Origin of the sequence: Alicyclobacillus sp. ALC3 (assembly GCF_028751195.1) — a bacterium.
Lineage (GTDB): Bacteria > Bacillota > Bacilli > Alicyclobacillales > Alicyclobacillaceae > Alicyclobacillus_L.
On record NZ_CP066784.1, the window covers coordinates 2,252,900 to 2,274,122 of the forward strand.

17 protein-coding genes are annotated in these 21,223 nt (G+C 57.9%); 8 read left to right on the top strand and 9 right to left on the bottom strand.

The genetic code is table 11. The annotated features are described in order from the left end of the window. Window positions 1-97 precede the first annotated feature (97 nt). The 6 genes from JC200_RS10710 to JC200_RS10735 all read right to left on the bottom strand — a co-directional run bounded on the left by JC200_RS10710 (window position 98) and on the right by JC200_RS10735 (window position 8,493). Window positions 98-268 carry a hypothetical protein gene (locus tag JC200_RS10710; RefSeq protein ID WP_274436244.1) on the bottom strand — a complete coding sequence of 57 codons (171 nt, stop codon included), beginning with the start codon at window positions 266-268 and terminating at the stop codon, window positions 98-100. Between the two features lie 220 nt (window positions 269-488). Further along, entirely contained in the window at window positions 489-3,173 is a 2,685-nt protein-coding gene (locus JC200_RS10715; RefSeq protein ID WP_274436245.1) for a LuxR C-terminal-related transcriptional regulator, read from the bottom strand. Window positions 3,174-3,370: 197 nt separating this feature from the next. Continuing rightward, complete coding sequence (locus JC200_RS10720) at window positions 3,371-4,522, bottom strand: mannitol-1-phosphate 5-dehydrogenase (RefSeq protein ID WP_274436246.1); 1,152 nt, start codon at window positions 4,520-4,522, stop codon at window positions 3,371-3,373. Beyond that, the gene (locus tag JC200_RS10725) at window positions 4,519-4,953 is read right to left on the bottom strand and encodes a PTS mannitol transporter subunit IIA (protein ID WP_274436247.1); all 435 of its coding nucleotides are present in this window, start codon (window positions 4,951-4,953) and stop codon (window positions 4,519-4,521) included. The genes JC200_RS10720 and JC200_RS10725 overlap by 4 nt, the downstream gene beginning before the upstream one ends. 5 nt (window positions 4,954-4,958) lie before the next feature. Continuing rightward, window positions 4,959-6,998, bottom strand: a complete 2,040-nt coding sequence (locus JC200_RS10730; RefSeq protein WP_274436248.1) for a BglG family transcription antiterminator — start codon at window positions 6,996-6,998, stop codon at window positions 4,959-4,961. 13 nt (window positions 6,999-7,011) lie between these two features. After that, entirely contained in the window at window positions 7,012-8,493 is a 1,482-nt protein-coding gene (locus tag JC200_RS10735) for a PTS mannitol transporter subunit IIBC (protein WP_443111891.1), read from the bottom strand. Window positions 8,494-8,850: 357 nt separating this feature from the next. Here JC200_RS10735 and JC200_RS10740 point away from each other — a divergent pair, with 357 nt between their 5' ends. Then, window positions 8,851-9,225: a TIGR02328 family protein gene (locus JC200_RS10740; RefSeq protein WP_274436249.1), complete on the top strand. Its 375-nt coding sequence runs from the start codon at window positions 8,851-8,853 to the stop codon at window positions 9,223-9,225. Window positions 9,226-9,430: 205 nt separating this feature from the next. On the opposite strand, the gene JC200_RS10745 is transcribed toward JC200_RS10740, so the two are convergent. Next, window positions 9,431-10,633, bottom strand: a complete 1,203-nt coding sequence (locus JC200_RS10745; protein ID WP_274436250.1) for a MerR family transcriptional regulator — start codon at window positions 10,631-10,633, stop codon at window positions 9,431-9,433. A 171-nt stretch (window positions 10,634-10,804) separates the two neighbouring features. On the opposite strand from JC200_RS10745, the gene folE reads away from it, so the two are divergent. The 5 genes from folE to JC200_RS10770 all read left to right on the top strand — a co-directional run bounded on the left by folE (window position 10,805) and on the right by JC200_RS10770 (window position 15,330). Further along, entirely contained in the window at window positions 10,805-11,440 is a 636-nt protein-coding gene (gene folE / locus JC200_RS10750) for a GTP cyclohydrolase I FolE (RefSeq protein ID WP_274436251.1), read from the top strand. 9 nt (window positions 11,441-11,449) lie between these two features. Next, window positions 11,450-11,974 carry a DUF1722 domain-containing protein gene (locus JC200_RS10755; RefSeq protein WP_274436252.1) on the top strand — a complete coding sequence of 175 codons (525 nt, stop codon included), beginning with the start codon at window positions 11,450-11,452 and terminating at the stop codon, window positions 11,972-11,974. Window positions 11,975-12,078: 104 nt separating this feature from the next. After that, complete coding sequence (locus tag JC200_RS10760; RefSeq protein ID WP_274436253.1) at window positions 12,079-13,272, top strand: MFS transporter; 1,194 nt, start codon at window positions 12,079-12,081, stop codon at window positions 13,270-13,272. 49 nt (window positions 13,273-13,321) lie between these two features. Then, a complete protein-coding gene (locus JC200_RS10765) occupies window positions 13,322-13,717 on the top strand; it encodes a MerR family transcriptional regulator (protein WP_274436254.1) in 396 nt (131 codons plus the stop codon). A gap of 2 nt (window positions 13,718-13,719) precedes the next feature. Continuing rightward, a complete protein-coding gene (locus JC200_RS10770; RefSeq protein WP_274436255.1) occupies window positions 13,720-15,330 on the top strand; it encodes an acyl-CoA dehydrogenase family protein in 1,611 nt (536 codons plus the stop codon). A 531-nt stretch (window positions 15,331-15,861) separates the two neighbouring features. Here JC200_RS10770 and JC200_RS10775 read toward each other — a convergent pair. Then, entirely contained in the window at window positions 15,862-16,671 is an 810-nt protein-coding gene (locus JC200_RS10775) for an alpha/beta hydrolase family protein (protein WP_274436256.1), read from the bottom strand. A 19-nt stretch (window positions 16,672-16,690) separates the two neighbouring features. Next, window positions 16,691-18,376: a sigma-54 interaction domain-containing protein gene (locus JC200_RS10780; RefSeq protein WP_274436257.1), complete on the bottom strand. Its 1,686-nt coding sequence runs from the start codon at window positions 18,374-18,376 to the stop codon at window positions 16,691-16,693. A 321-nt stretch (window positions 18,377-18,697) separates the two neighbouring features. On the opposite strand from JC200_RS10780, the gene JC200_RS10785 reads away from it, so the two are divergent. Then, on the top strand, window positions 18,698-19,768 hold the full coding sequence (locus JC200_RS10785) for an aromatic ring-hydroxylating oxygenase subunit alpha (RefSeq protein ID WP_274436258.1): 1,071 nt from the start codon (window positions 18,698-18,700) through the stop codon (window positions 19,766-19,768). Between the two features lie 22 nt (window positions 19,769-19,790). Then, on the top strand, window positions 19,791-21,182 hold the full coding sequence (locus JC200_RS10790; RefSeq protein ID WP_274436259.1) for a purine-cytosine permease family protein: 1,392 nt from the start codon (window positions 19,791-19,793) through the stop codon (window positions 21,180-21,182). Window positions 21,183-21,223: the final 41 nt, after the last annotated feature.

Consider the following 21,223-nt stretch of genomic DNA (forward strand, 5'->3'; position numbering starts at 1 on the left):
GCTCCCATCCGCAGCGACTCTTTTGTTGACTCGTGCTGTTCAGTTCGTCTGTTGCCCGCCCGTCAGGTACCGACACCGCCGTGAGACGCTCCACGCGTTATGCCCGCCCAAACCGCGGTGTCAACCGCCGCAACGTACGCGCGCGTTTGCGGTTGGTTCCGACTTCGACCGCTGACGCTTCATACATCCACTGCGTACGATTGATACGCTCCACTTCTACCTTCCGCTGTTGTAACAGCCTTTGTGACTCGTAGTAGTTATTCAACATTTCTCTCCACCCCCACAGTGGTCTCCCCGTTTGCTTGGTGTATTGATTGCGGGGAACCCTATGTCTGAATCATACTAACTGGGGGTGCAGCCAAGTAGCGAGGAATGTCAACAGTTTGGCTGCCAAATGTCAACGTTGACATTTCGCATCGCCAGTTACGCCGCTTAAGCACTGGCTAACCGCCTGTACGTAAACTGTTTCAGGCGCCAGCGCAGCGCGCCTACAGCTTGAAAAGTCCCACTTCAAGCGCAATCGCAACCGCGTCTGTCCGCGACTTCGCGCCTAGTTTATCGTAAACACGCGAGAGGTACGTGCGGACCGTACCTTCGGTCAAGAACAACTGGTTCGCGATTTCCTTGTTCGTGAGTCCCTTCGCGAGCATCTGCAGCACCGTCAGCTCTCGTTCGGTCAGGTCAGCCCCAATGCCGACCCGGTCCTGACCCGCGCGACTTTTGCCCATGCGGCCGTTTCCAGCCCGCGCTTTGCCTGTCAGTTCCGCACCGGCCTGTTCGTCGCCTGCGACCTCGGCCCTCCCGCGTTCGCTTCCTGAAGGCGCGTTTTCCAGCGAATCCTTCCCCGCCCGACCTTTCTTCCCGTCACGGTTGTCTCCGATGCCGTCCGGCTCCACGCCACGAATCCCTTCATTCCCCCCTGCGTCCGTTTCTGCTTGGCGGAGTTTCTGCAACTCTGCCTCAACGGCCCGTGTTACCGCTGGCAGCCACGTCCGCGCGTTCGTCGCCGACACAGGCGCGGCGGCGACTCCCAGGTCTTCGGAAGACCAACGCGATCGCAGGCGGTCAGCGGCTGCACGAAGCGCATCCTGGAGGTGCGTCGAAAAGTCAAACGTCGCGGCAGAGCGCTTGCTAGCTGCCTCGAGCAGTGGCAGAGCGGCCGTGTCCATGCCGCAGGACGTGAGCAATAAGAAAGTCCAAGGCACAAAGTTCGCCGTCATCCCGGGGTCGTGCAGCGTATCGCGCAACACCGTCAAGCCCTCGCAGAGCGCGAGCAGAGCATTTGGTTTGTCTCCCGTCGCCTGGTAGCACCGCGCCAGCAAAAGCCAGGTCTCCGCCGCATTCGACTGGTGGTTCGCCTGCATGTACGAAAGCGAGTCGCGCAGGTATGGAATCGCCTCTGCCTCCGCACCTGTGGCGACGCCGAGAAAGCCTGTCATCGCGCAGGCGTACGCGTGTGCAAACGTGCCTTCATGCCCTTTGGCAGCTGCCAGCGCGAGCCGCGAGTGGCCACTCGCCTGTTCCAAGTCGTTCATACAAAGTGAGAGATAAGTGAGGATACCGTGCGCTGTGACCACCTTGGACCAGTGTGTCGCGACGGCAAGAAGTTCTTCGAGTAGTGCCACCTTTCGCGCCGCCTGCGACGGGAGCAGCACCTGCGCGAGTTGGATTAAACCGACTTGCACGGTGCTTGAATCTCCAATGCGCCGCGCGATCGCTAGACCGTCCTGCACGCACTCCACAGCTTCATCGCCCCGCCCAGCGACGCGCGCGAGCTGACCCATGCCGATTAGCACGAGCGCGCGGTCGCGCGTTTCTCCCTGTGATCCCGGTAAGTCGACGATCTCGCGCAGCAACTCGTAGCCGTACGTCTGCTGCCCCGTCGCGTAGTAGTACGCCGCCAGTGGGAAGCTCATCATGAGCGCAGTCGGCGAATCCGGCTGGGTCGTGCTGTAGCGGACGGCCGCGATTACGTTGCTGATGCGACTGCGCACTTCCGGCAGACTCGGCGCGAGCCCGGTGTACTGTTCGCGGTACTTCTCGTTCACTTTCGCAATAAAATCCGCGTAGTAGTCGCGGTGTCGTCGACGCAGCAGCGCGCCCTCACCGGAGGCGTTCAAGCGGTGTAGTCCGTATTGGCGCAGCGTCTCAAGCATGCGGTACCACGTGACGCCAGCTTTGGTTGTAGCCGTCACAATCGACTTGTCGACAAGGCGCGACAGCGTGTCGAGCACTTCGTACGCAGGCAGGCGGTCGTCTGCCACGACCGCTTCAACATCCTCGAGCGGGACGCTGGGTTCAAAGACGGACAACCGCTGCCACAAAACCTGTTCCGTTTCCGTGAGCAAGTTGTAGCTCCAGTCAACAAGTGCTTGAAACGTCCGCTGCCGCGGCTCCGCGGAGCGCGAGCTGCGCGTGAGAATCTGGTAGCGATCGCCGAGGCGCGCCGCGATTTCCTCTGGCGTGAGCACGTTGATGCGGGCTGCCGCGAGTTCTATCGCCAATGGGATGCCGTCAAGCGCCCGACAGATCTCCGCGACTGCGTGAGTGTTTTGTTTGGTCAACACAAAATTCGGGTCGCGTTGCCGCGCCCGCTCCACAAACAAGCGCACCGATTCCACGCTGCCTACAGCCTTCAAGTCGGACTCCGCTTCGGGCAGCGGGACGTACATAGGTCGCAGCGGCTGCACGACTTCGCCTGCAATGTCGAGCGCCTCGCGACTCGTGGCCAGAATGTTCACGAAATCGGTCTGTTCCAGCAGCGCGGTCGCAATCTCAGCACACTCGTCAATCAAGTGCTCGCAATTATCGAGCAATATCAGCAACGATTCATCGAAGTGTTCGATCACGGCCTCAGACAGTGTCCGACCGCGCAGACGCACGCCGAGCGCACTCGCGATGTGAGACGGAATGGCGTGCGGGTCACTCAGCGGCGCGAGCTCGACCATATATACGCCACCAGGAAAGCGCACGGCCACCCTGGCCGCGACTTCCATCGACAGTCGTGTTTTTCCCGTTCCGCCAGGTCCCGTGATGGTGACCAAGCGCGTCGTCACAGCGAGTGCGGAAGCGACTAGATTTAACACTTCTTCGCGTCCAATAAACTGGGTGAGCGGTCGGGGAACGTGGATGTGAGAACTTGCTCGCAACTGTGCCGACTGCGTGTCTTCCATCTCGCGGACCACCTCAAATCGTCCGTTCCTGTGTGCAGGACTAGATCCTACTTGTATTTTACTGCGAACCGAGGGTTTAAAGGACAATTTTGTTCACAGTCGGTCAACCCAATGCGGAAAAGGGGCTGTCCCACAAGACCAGCGCGCCTTGGGTAGCCCCTTTCCGTATTGTCGCAGTCGAGAACGCCCTCGCCTTCTTAGAGCTTCCCGTACTGCTCGACGATACCCCCGAGCACAAGCTCATCACCGATGCCAGTCACCTGTGCAGCGGTCCACATGACCCCATGCTCGCGAATCAAGTCTTGGACCCGCACTGCCGCTTCATCTGCAGAGTTGTCGTAGTGCAGCCCAAGCGCAATCGCTTCAATCAGAGCCGGCGTCGGTAGGCCCGCCTTTTGCGCCAGCAGGAGCGGCGAAACCAGTCGGTCAGGCGCCGACAGTTTACGCAGTGGATCACGCCCAACCCTCTCCACCTGGTCGTGAATGTGCGGATTGAGAAAACGCGCCCGCACGCTCTCTGCGTAGTGCGTCAGAGCTGGCAAGGTTAAACTCTTGTGGCGAACCGCAAGAGCAGCGGCCGCCTCCAACTGCACGGCCTCCACCAGGCGGGCAATGTCCTTGTCGCGCATGGCTTCGAGGATGGTCGGCAGGCCCTTGTGATAGCCCGCGTAGGCCGCTGTCGCGTGTGCGCTGTTGAGGATGAACAACTTGCGCTCGAGGTACGGGTCGAGCTCGTCAACCAGCGTCGCGCCAGGGACTTTGAGCGGTGCCACAAGGCCCGCCTTTTCAACGTCCCACTCGAAGAAGCGCTCAACCACCGCGTCAAGTGGCAACGTGGCGTACCCTTCGCGGTTCGGCGCAATCCGGTCAACCGCAACGTCGGCAAAACCAACGTGATCGGCAATCCAGGTTTGCAGGTCCGCACGGTCCCCGACGTGCCGCAAGACTGCGTCGCGCAAAGTCGATGTCGCCCGAACTGCGTTCTCACAAGCGAGGACGTTCAGGAGCGACTCGGCGTTTTGCTCGCGGCGCAGGCGCAGTCCCTCGGCGATGACCGCTGCTGTGCTGTCCAAGTTGCCAAGGCCAACCGCTGTGGTTACGACCTCCGCCAAAGCGATTTCCCGCACGCAGTCTGGTGACCCGATGAGCACCGCTCGCACTCCGGTGACATGGGCTTCTTCGACCTGTTCGTCTAAGGTCAGTACGCGGTACATGCGGTCACGGTCCAGTTGCTCGACCAGACCCGGCACAACGTCCGCGAACACGACCTCGTAACCTGCGTGATGGAGCAAGAGGCCAATGAACCCCCGCCCGATGTTTCCCGCGCCGAAGTGGACGGCGGTCCTCATCGACTGACCTCGAGGATATTCATGACCTCTTCCTTGGAGGACGCATGAACGAGTTTGTCGACATTCGCCACTTCCATGCAGACTGTCGCGATGTGCGACAGCACCTCCATATGCTCGTCCCCTTTGCCCGCAATGCCAATCACCAGCTTCGCGACATTACCGCCGCCAAAGTCGACGCCATCCGGGTACTGCGCTACGACGATGCCTGAGCGGCGAATGTACTGTACGTACTCTGGCATACTGTGCGGAATCGCGACCTCGTTGCCAATATAGGTGGTCATCGACTCTTCGCGCTTTTGCATGCCTTCAATGTAAGCTGCATCGACATAGCTGTTTGCGACCAAAGTTTCGCCGACGCGGGCAATCGCGTCCGTCTTGCTCTCTGTCGCGACGTGCAACAGGATGTTCTCGGGTGGAAGGATGTGGTTCACTTCAATCACTCCTCTATAGTCTCCATAGCTTGGCGCATGCGCTCCCTGACCTCGCCGACAGGTGCCTGACGCAACAGGTCTACCATGTCTCGGTCCATCACAAGCGCGGAGCTCAATCGGCCCAGGCACTGAATGATAGTCAGTGACTCGCTCTCTCGGGCAAGTAGTACAAGAACCGTGTCAACCTGTTCCGCCGTGCCCGCCACGCCCTTCAATGTCAGGGGAGCGGTCAAACGGCACAGGCGGATTTGACAACGGTGCAAAGCGTCCGTACGCGCGTGCAACACAGACAAGTGCTGCCCTGGCAAGACAATACTGCCGAGGCGCTCTCTGTGCAGCATCGCCTGCATCAACGCGTCTCTCGTATCCGCTTCGCCATCTGTGTACATCGCGTCCGCGACTTGCTCGATCACCGCATGGATGGCGGTTGCCGACACCGTTGCAATCTCAGCTCGACCACTCAACTCCACAGCCACTCTCGTAGTCGAGGGGGTACGGTGCGGCTGACGCAGAACTGCTTGCCCTGACTGCTGAATGGCCGGTGATCCCTGCTCCAGCCTACGCAACACGTCGAGCACTTTATCGCGCTCCGTCTCTGTCAGAAACGGTGAGACCGTGACGACGGGAACATCTGGCTCAGCGAGTGGCACAGTCGAGAGTATCAGGTCGTACGGTACTGCCTGGGCTTCGTCACGCCCCCCAAGCCCGACAATCTGAAGTTGTGGCAACTCTTTTTCAATGCGGCTGGCCAGCAATTCGGCCGAACTGATGCCGTTCAAACAGACAATGCGCGCCCTCCATTTGCTCTTTGCCCGCTGGCGTTCCACAGAGGCGCCAAGGTGCATCGTCAAATACCCAATTTCCGCGTCGGGAACGACGAGACCGTACGGCGCCAACACTTCGTCGCTCGCTGTTCGAATCGCGTCGAACAACGTTTGGTAATGACGTAGAATGTCCGGGAGCAGTGGATTGCGAATGTGCAGCCCGGCTGTTAGCCGATGAATGGCTGGCTCCAGGTGTTGCGCCATGCCCGCGATCAAATCCTGGTCCCGAACCAGCGGCAGGCCTAGGTCGTCTTCGAGGTGGCGAACCATCCGGTAGGCCAAATCGACAGCCGTGATGTGAATTGGAAGGATGCGGTTTTCCTCCGTCATCAACACCTTCGCCCCACGCAAGTGTTTGGCTAAATACGCGGCCTCGCCCGAGTAATCGGTACCTTCGGGCAGCAGCCGCAACAGAATTCTACGGCACACCTGTACGTCTTGGGAGGCGTCGTCAACGTCGTCGGCCGAGGCTGAAAGATGTGCCCCCTGGTCCACCCGGGCCACAGTCAACAGCACGTGCAGCATGAAGCCGAACAGGGCGGCGGCGTCCAAAGGCGGGTTTGAGTCGGCGAACTCGCTTTGCAGCACCTCGCGAACACGCGTCAGCGTCGCCGGGCGAAACCACCGCGTGAACCAGTTCCACCACGGTTCGTGTGAACCGTCGTGATGGGGCTCGCGAAGCGCTGCTACAAGCTTTGGCACCGGCACCTGCTCGTACACAAGTTCTGCCAGAGCTTCTCGCCGTGTCGCCTCACCACCTTCGACTTCTACACCATACCCGCGCTTGCGGATCAGCTGCAGGCCGCGCCCTTCAAGCCAATCTGACACGTCGTCAAGCGATTGGCTGAGGCTTGCCGGCGTTACGTGTAACAAGCGCCCAAAGTACTCCAGTTTCGACGGACCAGCTTCCATCAAGAGGTCCATCAGCACTTGCAACTCTCTATCTTTTTGCGTCATCGTCACAGCGTCAGGAAGTTTCCCGACGGCCAAGCGCATCCGTTCGATGTCCGCTTGTTTTCCTGCGATGCGAATCGTATGTGCTCCAGCTTCGAGAGCGAGATCGAACGCAGAGAGAAGCGCACCGACGGCATTTAGATCGCGTTGAATGGTACGCCGACTGACCATCAGTCGACGTACCAATTCATCCACGCTACTCCCGCCTTCGGTCTCAAGCGTCAGATGCAGAATGTACTTCTGTCGAAGCGTGAGCTTTGCAGCCAATCCCATCCCCGCTTTAATCGATCTGCTTCAGGTCCTCCACCAGGCGCTCGTAAGTCGTCTTGTCGAGGAAGTTTTCCACGACGTAGATCTTTGCATTCGGCGCAACCTGTTGCGCGCGTGTCAAGAAACTGTTTTGCGTGAACACAACTTCGGCGTTCGCAGGCAGTTGATTCACAGGCAAGTGGTCGACTGGAATGGCGAACCCCGCGTCCTTCAACTGCTTCTTCAAGATAGAGGCGCCCATCGCACTCGACCCCATGCCCGCTTCGCAGGCAAACACAATGCGGTTGGGTACGGCCGTCAGACCTCCATCAGCGGCCGTTGGAGCAGCAGCTGTTGCCACCGTCGTGTTCGCCGTGGCTTGACCTTTGCTCTGCGCCTTCATGTCCGCGACGATGCTCTGTGCAAAAGACAGCGAGTCATCATTCATCTCGTCTTTTGAACGGCGCAGGAAGAACGAGGCAATCAGGAACGAGACCGCGGCGCCGACGAAGATGCCGAGCAGGACTGGGAACAGTCCGCCTTTCGGCGACATGATGATCTCGGCAAAAATACTCCCCGGAGACGCCGTCGCAACAAGGCCCGCGTGCGTCACCATGAACGTCGCATCTGCCGCCATGCCGCCAAAAATCACGGCCAGGACGAGAATCGGCTTCATCAAGATGTACGGGAAGTACACTTCGTGGATGCCACCCAGGAACTGGATGATAATTGCGCCTGGCGCAGACTGACGAACTGTGCCTTTGCTAAACGCCCAGTACGCGGCCAGAACGCCCAGGCCCGGGCCTGGGTCTGTCTCGAGCAGGAAAAAGATTGACTTACCAGTCTGCTTCGCTTGCTGGAGACCAATTGGGTCGAGAATACCGTGGTTGATCGCGTTGTTCAGAAACAGCACCTTGCCGGGCTCGATGAAAATCGCGATCAGCGGCAGCAGGTGAACGGACGTAATCCAAATCGCAGCCGCTCCCAGTGCATTCGAGACTGCGTCCATCACAGGTTGTACGCCAAGCGAGCCAAGGATGGCCAGACCGCCGCCAACAATGCCTGCGGAGAACGTGTTGACCAGCATCTCAAAGCCGGCCTTGATGCGGTCTTCGGTCAGGCGGTCAAACTGTTTGATCAGGTAGCCGCCGAGTGGCCCCATAATCATAGCGCCAATGAACATCGGCTGCGATGCGCCAATTGCCACGCCCGCCGTCGCGATGGCGCCAACCACCGCACCACGGTTGCCGTACACCAAACGGCCTCCTGTAAAACCAATCAGGATTGGAATCAGCAAACTGACCATCGGGCTCACGAGGCTGTCAATATGTGCGTTCGGTGTCCAACCGGTAGGAATAAAGAATGCAGTAATCAAACCCCATGCGATAAAGGCCGGGATATTCGGCATCACCATTCCAGCGAGGAAACCGCCAAAACGCTGCATGCCCGCGCGGGCCTTCCCACCGGACGCTCCGGCCGAGACACCACCCTGCGCGACTGCTTGGGTCGCCATGCTAAACCCTCCTTGAAAATGAAATCGCTTACCACACGCTTATTTAACCTCCCTCGCTGTTTCCGAGGCAAGACAAACAAATTCAGCTCTGACGCGCACTCCGGCGACAAAATTTAAGAGCGTGTGGAGATTGCCTTGACAAACCCTTGGCGCTCTGCGAATTAGTGTGTTGTTGGACTCTCGCGCTATGATGGAGAGTGACAGCTTGGCAGTGGCCCGGACAGCGCCCCTTCATGGAGCTTCGGATGGAGAGTGTCGACCGTGGCTCTGCCAGTGGGCGGTGCTTTGCTATCGACTGAGGCTCTGCTAGCGTGCGAGGCTTTGCTATCGACTGAGGCTTGGGATGGAGGATGTTGAGTGAGACTTTGGCACGAACAGTTGATCCCGCTTCTCCCCCGCGCCCAACTTCTCGGCCAGCACCGGGAGTGCTGTGCGCTGCGCGGCGGCGGTTGGGGCAAGCCGCACGCGACTGTGAACTATGTGTTCACGCACCCGTTTGAGTATCTGTTGCAGTATCACAGGCTTGTCATCGCAGAAATGAAGCGACGCGGCTACAACGTAAGCCCGGAGTGGACCGACGAGACCTACCGCGGCAAACAGACGCCGCGAGCACAAACTAACGCATCACGGTACGCTCCGTCCTCCCCCATCTACCCGGAGCACGATGATGTGTATCTCTCGGAGTGTCTCCAAAACCTCCGCACGAAGGGGATAGTGCTGGCGCGACCGTGAGAGCAGTATCATCGTATCTTTTGCCCGTCCCGATGCCCCGCGAGTGGAAAAAATGTCGCTAAATCGGATTTTCACCGCCGTTAGCGACATTTTCTACACTCTCGAGGCCCAGACACCCTTGTGCACCGTCTCCGTCTCGTCTCCGTCCTACCCACGCCTTGTTGCTCTGGCCTCGCCATGGGTCCCGGCGGATCTTGCCTTCTGGTCAGTGTACTCTCGGCCCCTCCCCTGCCAGTGTCTGCCGGGACAGGACGTCGAAGCAGTCGGCCAGGCTCTCCAAGGGGAGAATATGGGGCAGTCCGTCCACGCAACTGTGTACGAGTGATGCGGGCCCACCGAGATAGACCTCGGTAGCAGGCATTTTGGCGGCCAAGGTGTTGAGCTTTTCGAACCAGCTCTCATGCCGTTCGGCAGCGGACACCCCGCCCGGGTATGCCGCACCTACAGATCCGCTCTCCGACCCGCTCCCCGATCCGCTCTCCGCACCGCCGGCCGTAGTTTGTGCGTCGTTGCCTTCGCCGCAGCCGCAATCGACGGACCTGCCTTCGAGGGCTTCGTGACGCGTCGTCATCGACAGCAGCAAAACGTCAGGGGTCAGTCGCGTCAGTGCTCGCTCGATTGCGCCAGGCGCCGGATCCGGTCCCAAAAACAACGTCCGCCAGCCCTGCCGTTTCGCTTCGAGCAGCGCCACCTGCAGCATGATGTCATGTCGCTCACCGGGAACGCACGATGCGAGCAACACAGGGGCGTCCGGCGGCACGTCTGGCAAATCCGCCAACAGTCGCACGAGAAAGTTGCGAACTGTGAGACTCGACAGATGCTCCTGGTCCTCACTCCACGAGCCCATGCTCCAGAGCCATCCGACCTCCTGCAAGAAGGGCGTCACGACACAGTTCACGGCTATCCGCAGACCCTCCGACACAAAACAGCGCTGCAGAATCGTCTCCAGCCGCTGCAAATCACCGACCGCCCCCGCCGCAAGCATCGCCTCCAGGACCGAGTGCAACGGGTTGTCGCGGAGTATTCTCGCGCGATGAGACCTAAACTCAAGCATCTGCTCCGACACGTGTTCGGATGCCTGTTCCCGCCTGCGTCTAAACGTGTTTTCTTGTGCCTGCAACAGCTGTACGCCAACAGCCATCGAGGAGTCAGATGCCGCGTCAAACACCTCACCCCGCTCAGCGGTCACGAGGGCGACTGCGCGGCGCACCGGTATACCACGCTCGACAAGGTGCGCGATTGACATCAGGATCCGCACATCGTGCTCCTGATATACACGGTAACCGTTTTGCATCCGGCGCGGTGTCACTGCCCGATACCGCTGTTCCCACTTGCGGATGAGTTGTTCACTCAGCCCCGTGCGAGCAGCAACCTGTTTGATTTGAAGACCCGTAACCGGGTTGTTCACGACAGTGTCCCCCACATCTGTCAGCCGATCTTTGATACACTTACTGTACATACTTGTATAATCTTTGTCAAAGGTATATCATCGGACGTACAATCTTGTTGGAATTAGGCGATGACAAGCGCCACGCAACCTTGCCTCATGAGCGTCGGCGCATAGGGGGAAAACAAAGCTATGTCCGCACAAAACATTACTGCACTCCACGCAGATGTTGAATCTGATCACAAAACGAAGCACACGGACGGAGTCGATCAAGCGGCTATCCGCGCCGCCGTCCGTACCATCCTTGAGGCAATTGGTGAAGATCCCGACCGTGACGGCCTGCTGGATACGCCCGATCGCGTCGCTCGCATGTACGCTGAAGTGTTTGCAGGACTACATCAAGACCCGGCCGAAGTTCTGTCTGCCCGCTTCGAGGTAGGCGACAGCGAACTCGTGCTGGTGCGCGATATCTCCTTTTACTCTATGTGTGAACACCACCTCGTGCCGTTTCACGGCAAAGCGCATGTCGCCTACGTCCCGAAGAACGGGGTCGTCACAGGACTGTCCAAGTTGGCACGCTTGGTCGAGGTCTACGCGCGCAGGCCGCAGGTGCAAGAACGTTTGACAAACTCGATTGCAGAAACCTTATACAATGAACTCGAGGCCGAAGGTGTCTTTGTCATGATGGAAGCTGAACACATGTGCATGAGCATGCGAGGCGTTCAAAAACCAGGCAGCGTCACAGTGACCAAAGCCAAGCGGGGCAACCTGAGCAAAGACCAGGAACACGAAATCCTGGCCATGCTACAGACCGGCAACCGCCACTGAGGATGCGCAATGGCGGCTGAGAGTCTAATGCTTTTTCAGGGCTGTGAGGCGTTTTGGCGAGATGTAAAGTACGCGGTGATGGCTCGCAACTACCGACTCGTCAAAGAACTGTCGACCGAACTGCGAGCCATCCGGCGTGACGGTGAGCCGCGTGTGGCAAAGTTGCAGGCGTGGTTACTGTCAGTCAAGCAGGTAGAAGCGATGGCGACAACCGATGTTGCCTTGCGCAACACCGCATACCACCTGCTCGGTTATTGGAAAGACATCTTGCCAGCAGACGTCCGGCGAGCCATGTCCAATTTGGCAATCGTGCGGCCGGATACCGTGATCGACATTCTCCACATGCGACTCGATGACTTGCCAACTCCATACCTCACCACGTCCTATGTGTGGCGCGATGAACCTTGGACGGAGGCGCTGTTTCGCGTGAAAGGTTCGGCCTACCGATTTCAGGTGAGTGCCGAGCACGCCCTGGCGCAAAATGACCCAGCGCTCATCGATATGACCGTGTTGATAGATGCGCAGAGTGCGTGACCCAAACAACGACCGCTACGCTCAGATAGCAGCAACTTGAATTCGGGTCTCAACCACAGTTTCACTCGACGACAGCAACGTTCGCTCACAGTTTGGAGGCCCTGATGCAAAAGTCAGTCTTGGCGGCGGCAGGCACGTACCTCAGCAATGGACTCCTTGGCGCTATGCTCGGTCCGGTCGTGCCTGCGCTGATGACACACTTCCACAAGACGTATTCGCTGCCAGGCTACCTCGTGTTTGCACAGGTCCTCGGGTCCGTTATCGGCGTGCCGCTCGGGGCACGTCTGTCGCAACGCTTCGGTCACCGCACAGTTGTTGCCGCCGTGTCCGTCGTGACAGCCGTCGCCACGATGCTCTTGTCAACTTTGCCGGGCCTGCCTGGGTTCTACGCTTTACTCGCCATCATCGGCTTTGGCGTAGGTGCATCGGAGGCCATCATCGCATCGTATGCCATGGTAACCTTTCCCGGTCGGCGAGCGGTTGTCATGAGCAATCTCGAAGTGGCCTACGCCGTAGGTGCGCTCATCAGCCCCGCAATCGCCAGCGTGTTTCTGCACTTGCAGGCGTGGCCCTGGACGTTTGTGGCAGTTTCTATCATCATGCTCGCTTCCACCGGACTGTGGCTGACTAACCATACAGAGACAGTCCCTGATGGTCCACAGCTCCAACTCGACGCCAATCCACCGGCTAGCGTCACCGCTTCTCCACACAGGCAGGCCGTCCTGCTTGCAGTGTTCGGCGGCATCACCTTTCTCTATGTCGGAGTCGAGACCAGCCTGAACAACTTCCTCCCCGCCATCTTCATTCCGCACTTCCACGTGCCCGCGTACCTCGCTTCGCTCAGTGTATCTGCACTGTGGATCGCGATGGTAATCGGCCGGGTCGCCACTGGCTTTGTGATTCGCTCCGTGCGCTATACGCCATTTTTGGTCGTCAGCAGCATTGCCGTTGCCGTGTCACTGTGCTGCCTCTCGCTGATGCGAGACAGCGCTTTGGGCTACACCCTCGTGTTCGCGGCAGGACTGTTTATGTCCGGAATATTCTCAGTCAACCTCGTACTCGCGAACCACTCGCTCTCCATCCGCCCGCACATCGTCACGAGTGTCGTCACGCTCTCTGCCAGCATTGGCGCAGGCATCCTGCCAATCCCGTTCGGCTTCGCCCTCAATCACACCAACTCGACCGTCACGCTCAGCATGCTCGCCGCCGTGATGCTCCTCTTGACCCTCGCATTTTTACTCGTTGGCGCGAGTGTACGACATGCACCCGAGTCGACCGCGGAACTTCCCTTGACGTAAACGTCAAGCAAGCGTTATGTTCAAGTCAGCTCGACGGGAGGGCAGTTGGATGACTCGCACTTACACGATCACGGAATTAACTGAAGCGTTTGACGTCACAGCTCGCACGCTGCGCTACTACGAAGAGGTCGGATTGCTACAGCCAGAGCGCAGCGGTCTGCAGCGGGTGTACAGCGAACGTGATCGCGTTCGGATGGGGCTGATTCTCCGCGGCCGACGCCTAGGCTTCTCACTGCAGGACATCCAGGAGATGCTCAGCCTCTACGACGCCGACCCGACAGAGGTGGTGCAGTTGCGCGACGTGATTGGCCGGGGTGATGCTCGCCTCAGAGAAGTCGAAGAGCAAATCCGTGACTTGACGGCGCTTCGCGACGAGCTCCTGGCAATGCGCGGAAAGCTCGAGCAGACGCTCGCAAAACGACTGCAAAACGGGAGAGGGGAATGACCATGGACCACATTTCCTACGCGTACGGGCAGAACCACTTCACGGCGGACGGCGATTTGCAGGCGGTGCTGCGCCGCTATTGGGATGACTACGGTGCGAAGCAGTCGGAACTCACCGACTTTGGCGCGCTGGCAGGCGGCGAGTTGTACGAGAGTGTCTACCATGTCGATCACGATGCTCGCCCCGTCCTCGTCACTCACGACCTCGACGGCAACCGCGTCGACCGCGCGCGGCTTTCGCCGTCGCACCGGCGAGCGCTTGCCCTGACCGCGCACATCAACCGACCACCGTACGAAGGCGGCAGTTGGCACCACCACTTTGCGCTCGGCTACCTGATTGGCGATCCGGGTCTCTACTGCGTCCTGACGATTACCGGCCAGACGGTGTACGCGATCCACAAATACGCGCCGGAGTTCTCCGATTGGAAGGAGCGCCTGCTCGACGGCTCGGCTTATGGCGCGACCTGGATGACGGAGTCGCAGGGCGGCAGCGACCTCGGCGCGAATCAGGCAGTGGCGCGGCAGGGAGACGGCGAGAAGTGGCACCTCACGGCCGACAAGTACTTCGCGAGCGGCGCCGGACTGACCGATGTCGCCATTACGACTGCGCGTCCGGAAGTGGGCCGCCCCGGCCCCAAAGGACTTGCGTTGTATCTGCTGCCGCGCCTGCGTGAGAACGGTGAGCTCAATTTCCACATTCGCCGCCTCAAGGACAAGAGCGCGACGCGCAGCGTTCCCTCCGGCGAAGCGGAACTGGCAGACTCGGAGGCCTATCTCATCGGCCGCGCCGAAGAAGGCATCTACTATACGCTCGAAAACCTGACCGTCTCGCGCCTCGCGAACTCGGTTGGCGCCATGGGTGTCGCGAAAAAGGCGCACCTCGAGGTGCTCGGCCGCGTCCAGCGCCGCCAGTCGTTTGGCAAGCTGCTCATGGAACACCCGTTGATTCGCCGCGACTTGACAGACATGGCCGTTCGCATGGCAGGCGGCCTCAGTTTGTCGTTTCACGCCATCGACGCCTTCGATCACGCTTGGTCCTCCCGCCCGCCGTACAACTCGGCTTATCACTACGCGCGCTTCCTGACGCACGTCGCGAAGACGCGCACAGCGAACCACGCCGCAGACCTGACGGCGATGGCGATGGAACTGTTTGGCGGACTCGGCTTTCTCGAAGAGTACGCCGTCGCGCGTTGGCACCGCGAGGCCCTCATCACCCCCATTTGGGAAGGCCCGAGCAACATCCAGTCGCTCGACTTCCTCGAGACCATCGTCAAGCAGAAGTCGCATGAGCCGTTTTTGGCGGAGTTCGTACCAATGCTCGAAGGATTTGGGACGTCGGAAGCGCGGCTCGCGCGCGACCGTATCGAGTCTACGCTGGCCCACCTTGCCGAGCTCGCTAGCGAACCCGCGCGCGCCCAGTGGCACGCCAAGCACGCGCTGACGACGGTCGCAGATGCAACCCAAGTCGCCCTGCTCTACCGCCTCGCCGAAACGGAAGGCGAGCGCTATGCGAAGCTCGCAAACCTGTACGCTCACCACTTCCTGCTCGGTGAGGAGTACCCGGACTGGGCGCTGACCGACAAAGCGGTGTGGGGCGCAGGGCTGGCGGAGTAGGACGGGGTCGGGGTCGGGCGGACTAGCGCCAGAGTAGGACGGGTTCGACGGGTTCGGAGGAGTAGCGGCTAGTTCGGGCGGGTTCGGACGGGGTTTAGCCGTGTCGACCAGTAGCCCAATCGCCGCGAGTTCGGGCATTGGCATCCTGACAACAATACGTCCGTTCGGTGAAAAACGGCCTGAGAAGGCCGTTTTCCGATGTCATGCGTACTGATTTGGCGCTACGGCGGGACCGAAACGGCCTCTGGGCACTAGATGTCCATTCGGCACGCCACAAACCACCAAACCACCAAACCAATCGACCTCGTCGAATACGTAACGCGCCCACAGAGCGTTATCGCGGAGCTTGATAACATAATCCAGCCTCTTAACGCTCCCAAACAACGTTATGTGTCTCAGAAACACTCATTCAAGGAGCTTCTGGAAGGAATAACGTCATCCCAGCGCGTTAATGTGCTCTGGACATGGCCCTAGAGGGCGTTAACGCTGTCTGACGACGTTAACCATTTGCGATAACGTCCTCTAAACGCGTTAAACCGATTCTCTCGGCATGTGCCTGCCTGCCGGCCCGACGAAATCCACGATGGACTGTATTACCTCTGCTTCCCAGACAGAGGAGTCGAAGGTGTGGTTCGCCTCGGGCAACAGCCGCACATTTGCCCTCCCGCCATACGCCATTTCCTGATACTCCGACGCGGTAGCGCTAGGTACAACCTCGTCCTGCTGACCGTGCAGAATCAGCACTGGCCCTCGGTACGTTTTCGCTCGGTCGTAAACTCGAAACGCTGCCAGGTCCTGCAACAGCGTGCGGCTGACGCGATTGCCGAGATAGTCGTAATACGGCATGTCGACTGTAAGGTCCGCGCCGCTCTCGGTCAGAAGGGACGATACGACTTCGTAAACACTGCCTCCGGCCGGTCCCAACAGCACGAGTCTCTGTACATCATCGGGACGGTCACCGGCCACCTGACTGGCCACTAGTCCGCCCATACTCATGCCGACCAAGGTCACCCGAGCGGGGTCCACGTTTACGTCAGCCAGGACGTCAGCCAGGACGTAATCCAGCATCGCGTGCGCCTCCGCAATTTCCCCGCTAATCGTGACGTCTTCGAAGTCTCCGTCGCTCTCGCCGTTGCCCGAGAAATCAAAGCGAAAACTCGCCATCCCGACACTCTCCAGCGCACGTCCAATCTTGACGAACAGCCGGTGAGGTTCAATTCGGGTTGCAGTAAATCCGTGGTACATCACGACCGCGGGAAGAGGCTCAGTTGCGCCGTCTGGAATGTGCGCCATACCACGCAGAGTGAGTCCATGGTGAGTTAATTCGATCGACCGTTGCACAGTGCAGCCTCCGTTCACTTTACCGGGACAATGAAAGTCCGAACTGCTTTAGCTTGCGCACGACTGTGGACTGACTCACGCCAAGGTGTTCAGCGAGTTCACGTGTATTCCGAGCCCGCTCAAGGGCTGCGCTGTAAATCTCATACTCGGTTCGCTCCATATGCGCTTTCCACGGTTTCTCGGGAGTTTCAAGAAGCCCTGAAGAACGGCCGCCTGTTGCCGATTTCATGCCGCCAAACTGGCCACGCGATTGGGCAACTAATTCACGACTGTGCGCCGACCGCACCACCTGCGGCAAACGGCTCAGGTCAATCCGCTTGTCTTCCGACGTAATTACGAGGTACTCTACCATATTTTCTAACTCGCGAATATTCCCAGGCCATTGATAGGTCGTCAGTGCCGACATTGCGTCCTCCGTAATTTCAAACGATACTCCCCCGTACTGCCTGGTGAACCGCTCGAGATAGACGTCGATGAGCGGCGTGATATCTTCCGGACGATCCCGCAACGGCGGGATCTCGATTTCCACGACATGCAAACGGTAGTAGAGGTCCTCACGAAATGTCCCCACCTCCACCATGTCTCGCAGATTGCGATTGGTTGCAGTAAGAATGCGGGTGTCGACGTAGGTCGGGGACGTGGCACCAATGCGCTCAATCCTCCGCTCTTGTACAAGGTCTAGCAACTTCCCCTGCAGGTGCAGTGGCAACTCGCCAATCTCGTTCAGAAACAGCGTGCCGCCCTCAGCAAGTTCCACTTTTCCCGCCTTGCCTTCGCGCCTTGCGCCTGTGAACGAGCCGCGTTCATATCCAAATAGTTCACTTTCAATGAGGCTCTCAGGAATCGACGCACAGTTGATTTCGACAAATGGCCTCCCAGCCCGATGACTCGACTCGTGGACATACTTGGCAACTCTATTTTTCCCGACCCCAGTTTCGCCTGAGATCATCACGGCAGCTTCGGTTCGCGCGACTCGACTGGCAAGCCGCATACAGGATTGCATCGACGGGCTGTTTGAGACAAGCTGCGCTGCGACGTTGGCTCTCGTGTCGGACCGTTCGACCACAGCAGCAGAGCGGTGATTCGCAGTGAGCAGTTCCAATTCGGTGACGTCTTTCGCGTACGATATCACGCGTTTGACCGTACCGTTCTCGTTGAAAATTGCGTTGCCCGTAGAAACCAGCCTCCGCCCGTCGACAGTGCTTTGCAACACAGTCTGCTGCGTGCGGTGGCGGAGCACCATCGCTGTGACAGATGGATAAAAAATGCGCTTCTGTTCGAGTTCGAAAACCGACTTCCCAACCAATCCTCCGACAAGTGACCCGTACAGTTGTTCGACCTTATCGTTGACTTGTAGCGTGATGCCCTCACCATCGGTGATGTACCATTCGTCAAGCGAGGAGTTGATGAGTTCGGCAAGTTCAGTGTTTTCCTGCCTCAGTTCCCAGATTGTGCGCTCGTCTGGACCTTCGGGCAGACGCAAACACTCAATCATGGTCAGGTCTGACTCAAAGGCATCTTTGTGCAGAACGTAGGAAAAGCCATCAGGCAAATTACGGTCCTCATTCCATGAATCCAGATGGATGCCCTCAAAAACCGTCATCTTTGCCGCTTGGTTTACCCAATGAAGATGCCCAGAGGCATCGAGCAACAACAACGGGGTGTCGAGCACGTTCAGCACCTTCAAGACCTCTTCACGAGACATACAGACCAGCCTCTCCAATTCCGGCTTTGACCTATCATCATTTGATTCAAAATTTAATCACACATCCTTCAAATTTGGCAATTTGATTCTAAAAAAACTCAAAATTATGGCGGACAATCTATAGTTCATATTGCACAATCTGCTTCTTGGACTCTCCAGTCTCCCCGTTGCATCGCGTTCGATCAGTAGAAACTTTTGATTACGTCTAATTCAGAAATCATTGGCACGGTGTTTGCTATTCACTTTGACTGAGCCAACACAGAAATGTGGCCGAATTGTTACCGCTTGCAACAGAGAGACGACAGGAGGGACCGAAGAATCATGGCTTTGAGAGTGGAAGACAGTAAACGCTTGCAGGACGACACCGAGAAGACTCTGCCGTATACCTTGTACGTAGACAAAGAGATTTTGCAGGCAGAGTACGCTAGGGTATTCAAACAAACATGGCAATACGTAGGGCACGAAACTCTAGTTGAAAAACCGGGGGACTACGTAACGTGCTCAATTGCCAACGAGCCCATTCTGATTGTCCGCGGAACGGACAATGTGGTGCGTGCGTTCTACAACGTTTGTCCCCATCGTGGCACCAAGATTGTGAACGAAGAGTGCGGCTCCAAAAAAGTCTTGCAGTGCATGTATCATGGGTGGACATTCCATCTCAGCGGGGCGCTGAATCAGGCGCCGAACTTCAAGAACGTGACAGGATTCTGCTCCACCGATCACGCCTTGCGGCCGGTGCACATCGCCATTGAGAACTCACTGATGTTCGTCAACCTCAGCGAGACCCCAGCGCCGCTCTCAGAAGAATTCGCAGATTTTTTCAGCGACTTGAAACAGTTCAACTTTCTGTCCGGATTGAGTTTGTACAACACTGAACAGCGCATCATCAAGTGCAACTGGAAAACCTTTATCGACAACTATTTGGAGTGCGACCACTGTCCGATTGCTCACCCTAGTTTCGTCTCAACGCTCGACATGACGAATTATCAGATCATCAACCGTGACAAGTGCAACATTCAAGGGTCCGGGATTAGAGAAAACCGCTCCGACCTCGACGACGCAGAAGTTCGCGAAGGTCGCTTCTACTGGTTGTGGCCGAACGTGATGTTCACAATCTACCCCGGCCCTGGGAACTTCCGGTCAATTCAGATGGTCCCAATCGACGAAGAGACGACGCTTGGCATCTACACGGTGTACGTGAAGGGGCAAGAACCGACCCAAGAGCAAAAAGACCTTATCGCGTTCGCCAAGACTGTAGCCGATGAAGACGTGGACCTCGTGGAATTGCAACAAATCGGACTTGGCTCCGCGGCGTTTAACCAAGGCTTGTACTCGCCAACCGAACATGGTCTTCGGCTGTTCCACAGCCTGGTTCGAGAAGCACTGAGTTAGTGATGAACCTGGGGGGTAAAACATGTTAGTTGAAAAACGAAGTATCGACTTCATTCCCGACGAGGAGCGGCACGGTAAGCCGAGCAGTCTGTTCAATATCTGGTTCAGCGGAAACATGCAACTGACACCTGTTATGACAGGTGCAGCCTTACTCGCCCTCGGCCTGAATGTGTTTTGGGCAGTCGTTGTGGTAATTGTGGGCAATATCATTGGCGGATTGTTTATGGCCACTCACTCGGCACAGGGCCCCAAGCTCGGAATCCCGCAGATGATTCAGAGTCGCGCGCAGTTCGGCGTCATTGGTGCGATTTTGCCACTCATCCTCGTCATGGTCATGTACATTGGATCCGTTTACTACAGCGGCCTCCTCGGCGCACAAGCCATTCACAGCGCGCTGCACGGTGTGCCCGTGTGGCTCGCGATGATTGTGCTGAATGGTATCACCCTCATCGTGACGACCTACGGCTATGATGTCATACACGCTGTAGAAAAGTACTTCGCCGTAATCTTTGCTCTATTCTTTCTTTTTATCACGGTGGAAGCTTTCCGCATGCCATTTCCGGCACACAGTTGGTCGCCAAGCGGATTGAAGTTTGGACCGTTCATGATGGCGATGAGCATCTGCGTCAGTTGGCTGCTCACCTACGCCCCGTACGTAGCAGACTACTCTCGTTATCTGCCAAGGAACACGTCGACTAAAGCCACGTTTGGCTGGACCTACGCGGGCGGTGTCCTTGGCACGGCGTGGCCAATGCTAGTCGGTGTACTGCTCATTGCCACGGCTGCAAAATTTGGCCAAGACCCAACGGGCGTATTGGCCAAGATGGTCGGTCCGTCGATCGCACCCATCTTATACTTCGTCATTGTCCTTGGAATTCTCGGCGTCAACGTTCTCAATTTGTACTGTGCCTTTATGGCCACAGTGACAACAATTGAACCGTTCACTAAACTGAAGGTGACGCCGACCAAACGGCTTGTCTTGCTTGCAATCATTGACGCAGTCGCCACCTGGATTGGCATTCAAGGACAAGGGAGCCTCATCACCATCATCGGTGACTTCATGCTGATGTTGCAGTACATCATGGTGCCTTGGAGCGCCATCAACCTGGTTGACTTCTACTTACTGCGCAAAGGCAACTACAGCATCAAGGACATCTTCGACCTGAACGGTCGCTACGGTCGATTCAACTGGACAGCCATTGGCGCCTACCTGTTGACGATTGCCGCACAGATTCCGTTCGTCAACATCGCCGGGATCTACGAAGGCCCCATTTCAACAGCCCTCGGGCATGCAGACGTCGCCTGGATCATTGCGCTTCTCCTGCCTTCGACAATCTACTACTTCGCCATGAAGCGCCGCGTTGCCGCGGAAAAAACTCTCGACGGCGAATCGCTGCAGGAGATTGCCGGCTAAACACAGGCAGCAGGTTGTTACAGACAGAATGGAGAGACAGA

Coding starts and splice junctions, on each gene's coding strand:
- JC200_RS10710 (WP_274436244.1), bottom strand. CDS start 268: ATGTTGAATAACTACTACGAGTCACAAAGGCTGTTACAACAGCGGAAG.
- JC200_RS10715 (WP_274436245.1), bottom strand. CDS start 3,173: ATGGAAGACACGCAGTCGGCACAGTTGCGAGCAAGTTCTCACATCCAC.
- JC200_RS10720 (WP_274436246.1), bottom strand. CDS start 4,522: ATGAGGACCGCCGTCCACTTCGGCGCGGGAAACATCGGGCGGGGGTTC.
- JC200_RS10735 (WP_443111891.1), bottom strand. CDS start 8,493: ATGGCGACCCAAGCAGTCGCGCAGGGTGGTGTCTCGGCCGGAGCGTCC.
- folE (WP_274436251.1), top strand. CDS start 10,805: ATGTCCGCACAAAACATTACTGCACTCCACGCAGATGTTGAATCTGAT.
- JC200_RS10755 (WP_274436252.1), top strand. CDS start 11,450: ATGGCGGCTGAGAGTCTAATGCTTTTTCAGGGCTGTGAGGCGTTTTGG.
- JC200_RS10760 (WP_274436253.1), top strand. CDS start 12,079: ATGCAAAAGTCAGTCTTGGCGGCGGCAGGCACGTACCTCAGCAATGGA.
- JC200_RS10765 (WP_274436254.1), top strand. CDS start 13,322: ATGACTCGCACTTACACGATCACGGAATTAACTGAAGCGTTTGACGTC.
- JC200_RS10770 (WP_274436255.1), top strand. CDS start 13,720: ATGGACCACATTTCCTACGCGTACGGGCAGAACCACTTCACGGCGGAC.
- JC200_RS10780 (WP_274436257.1), bottom strand. CDS start 18,376: ATGTCTCGTGAAGAGGTCTTGAAGGTGCTGAACGTGCTCGACACCCCG.
- JC200_RS10785 (WP_274436258.1), top strand. CDS start 18,698: ATGGCTTTGAGAGTGGAAGACAGTAAACGCTTGCAGGACGACACCGAG.
- JC200_RS10790 (WP_274436259.1), top strand. CDS start 19,791: ATGTTAGTTGAAAAACGAAGTATCGACTTCATTCCCGACGAGGAGCGG.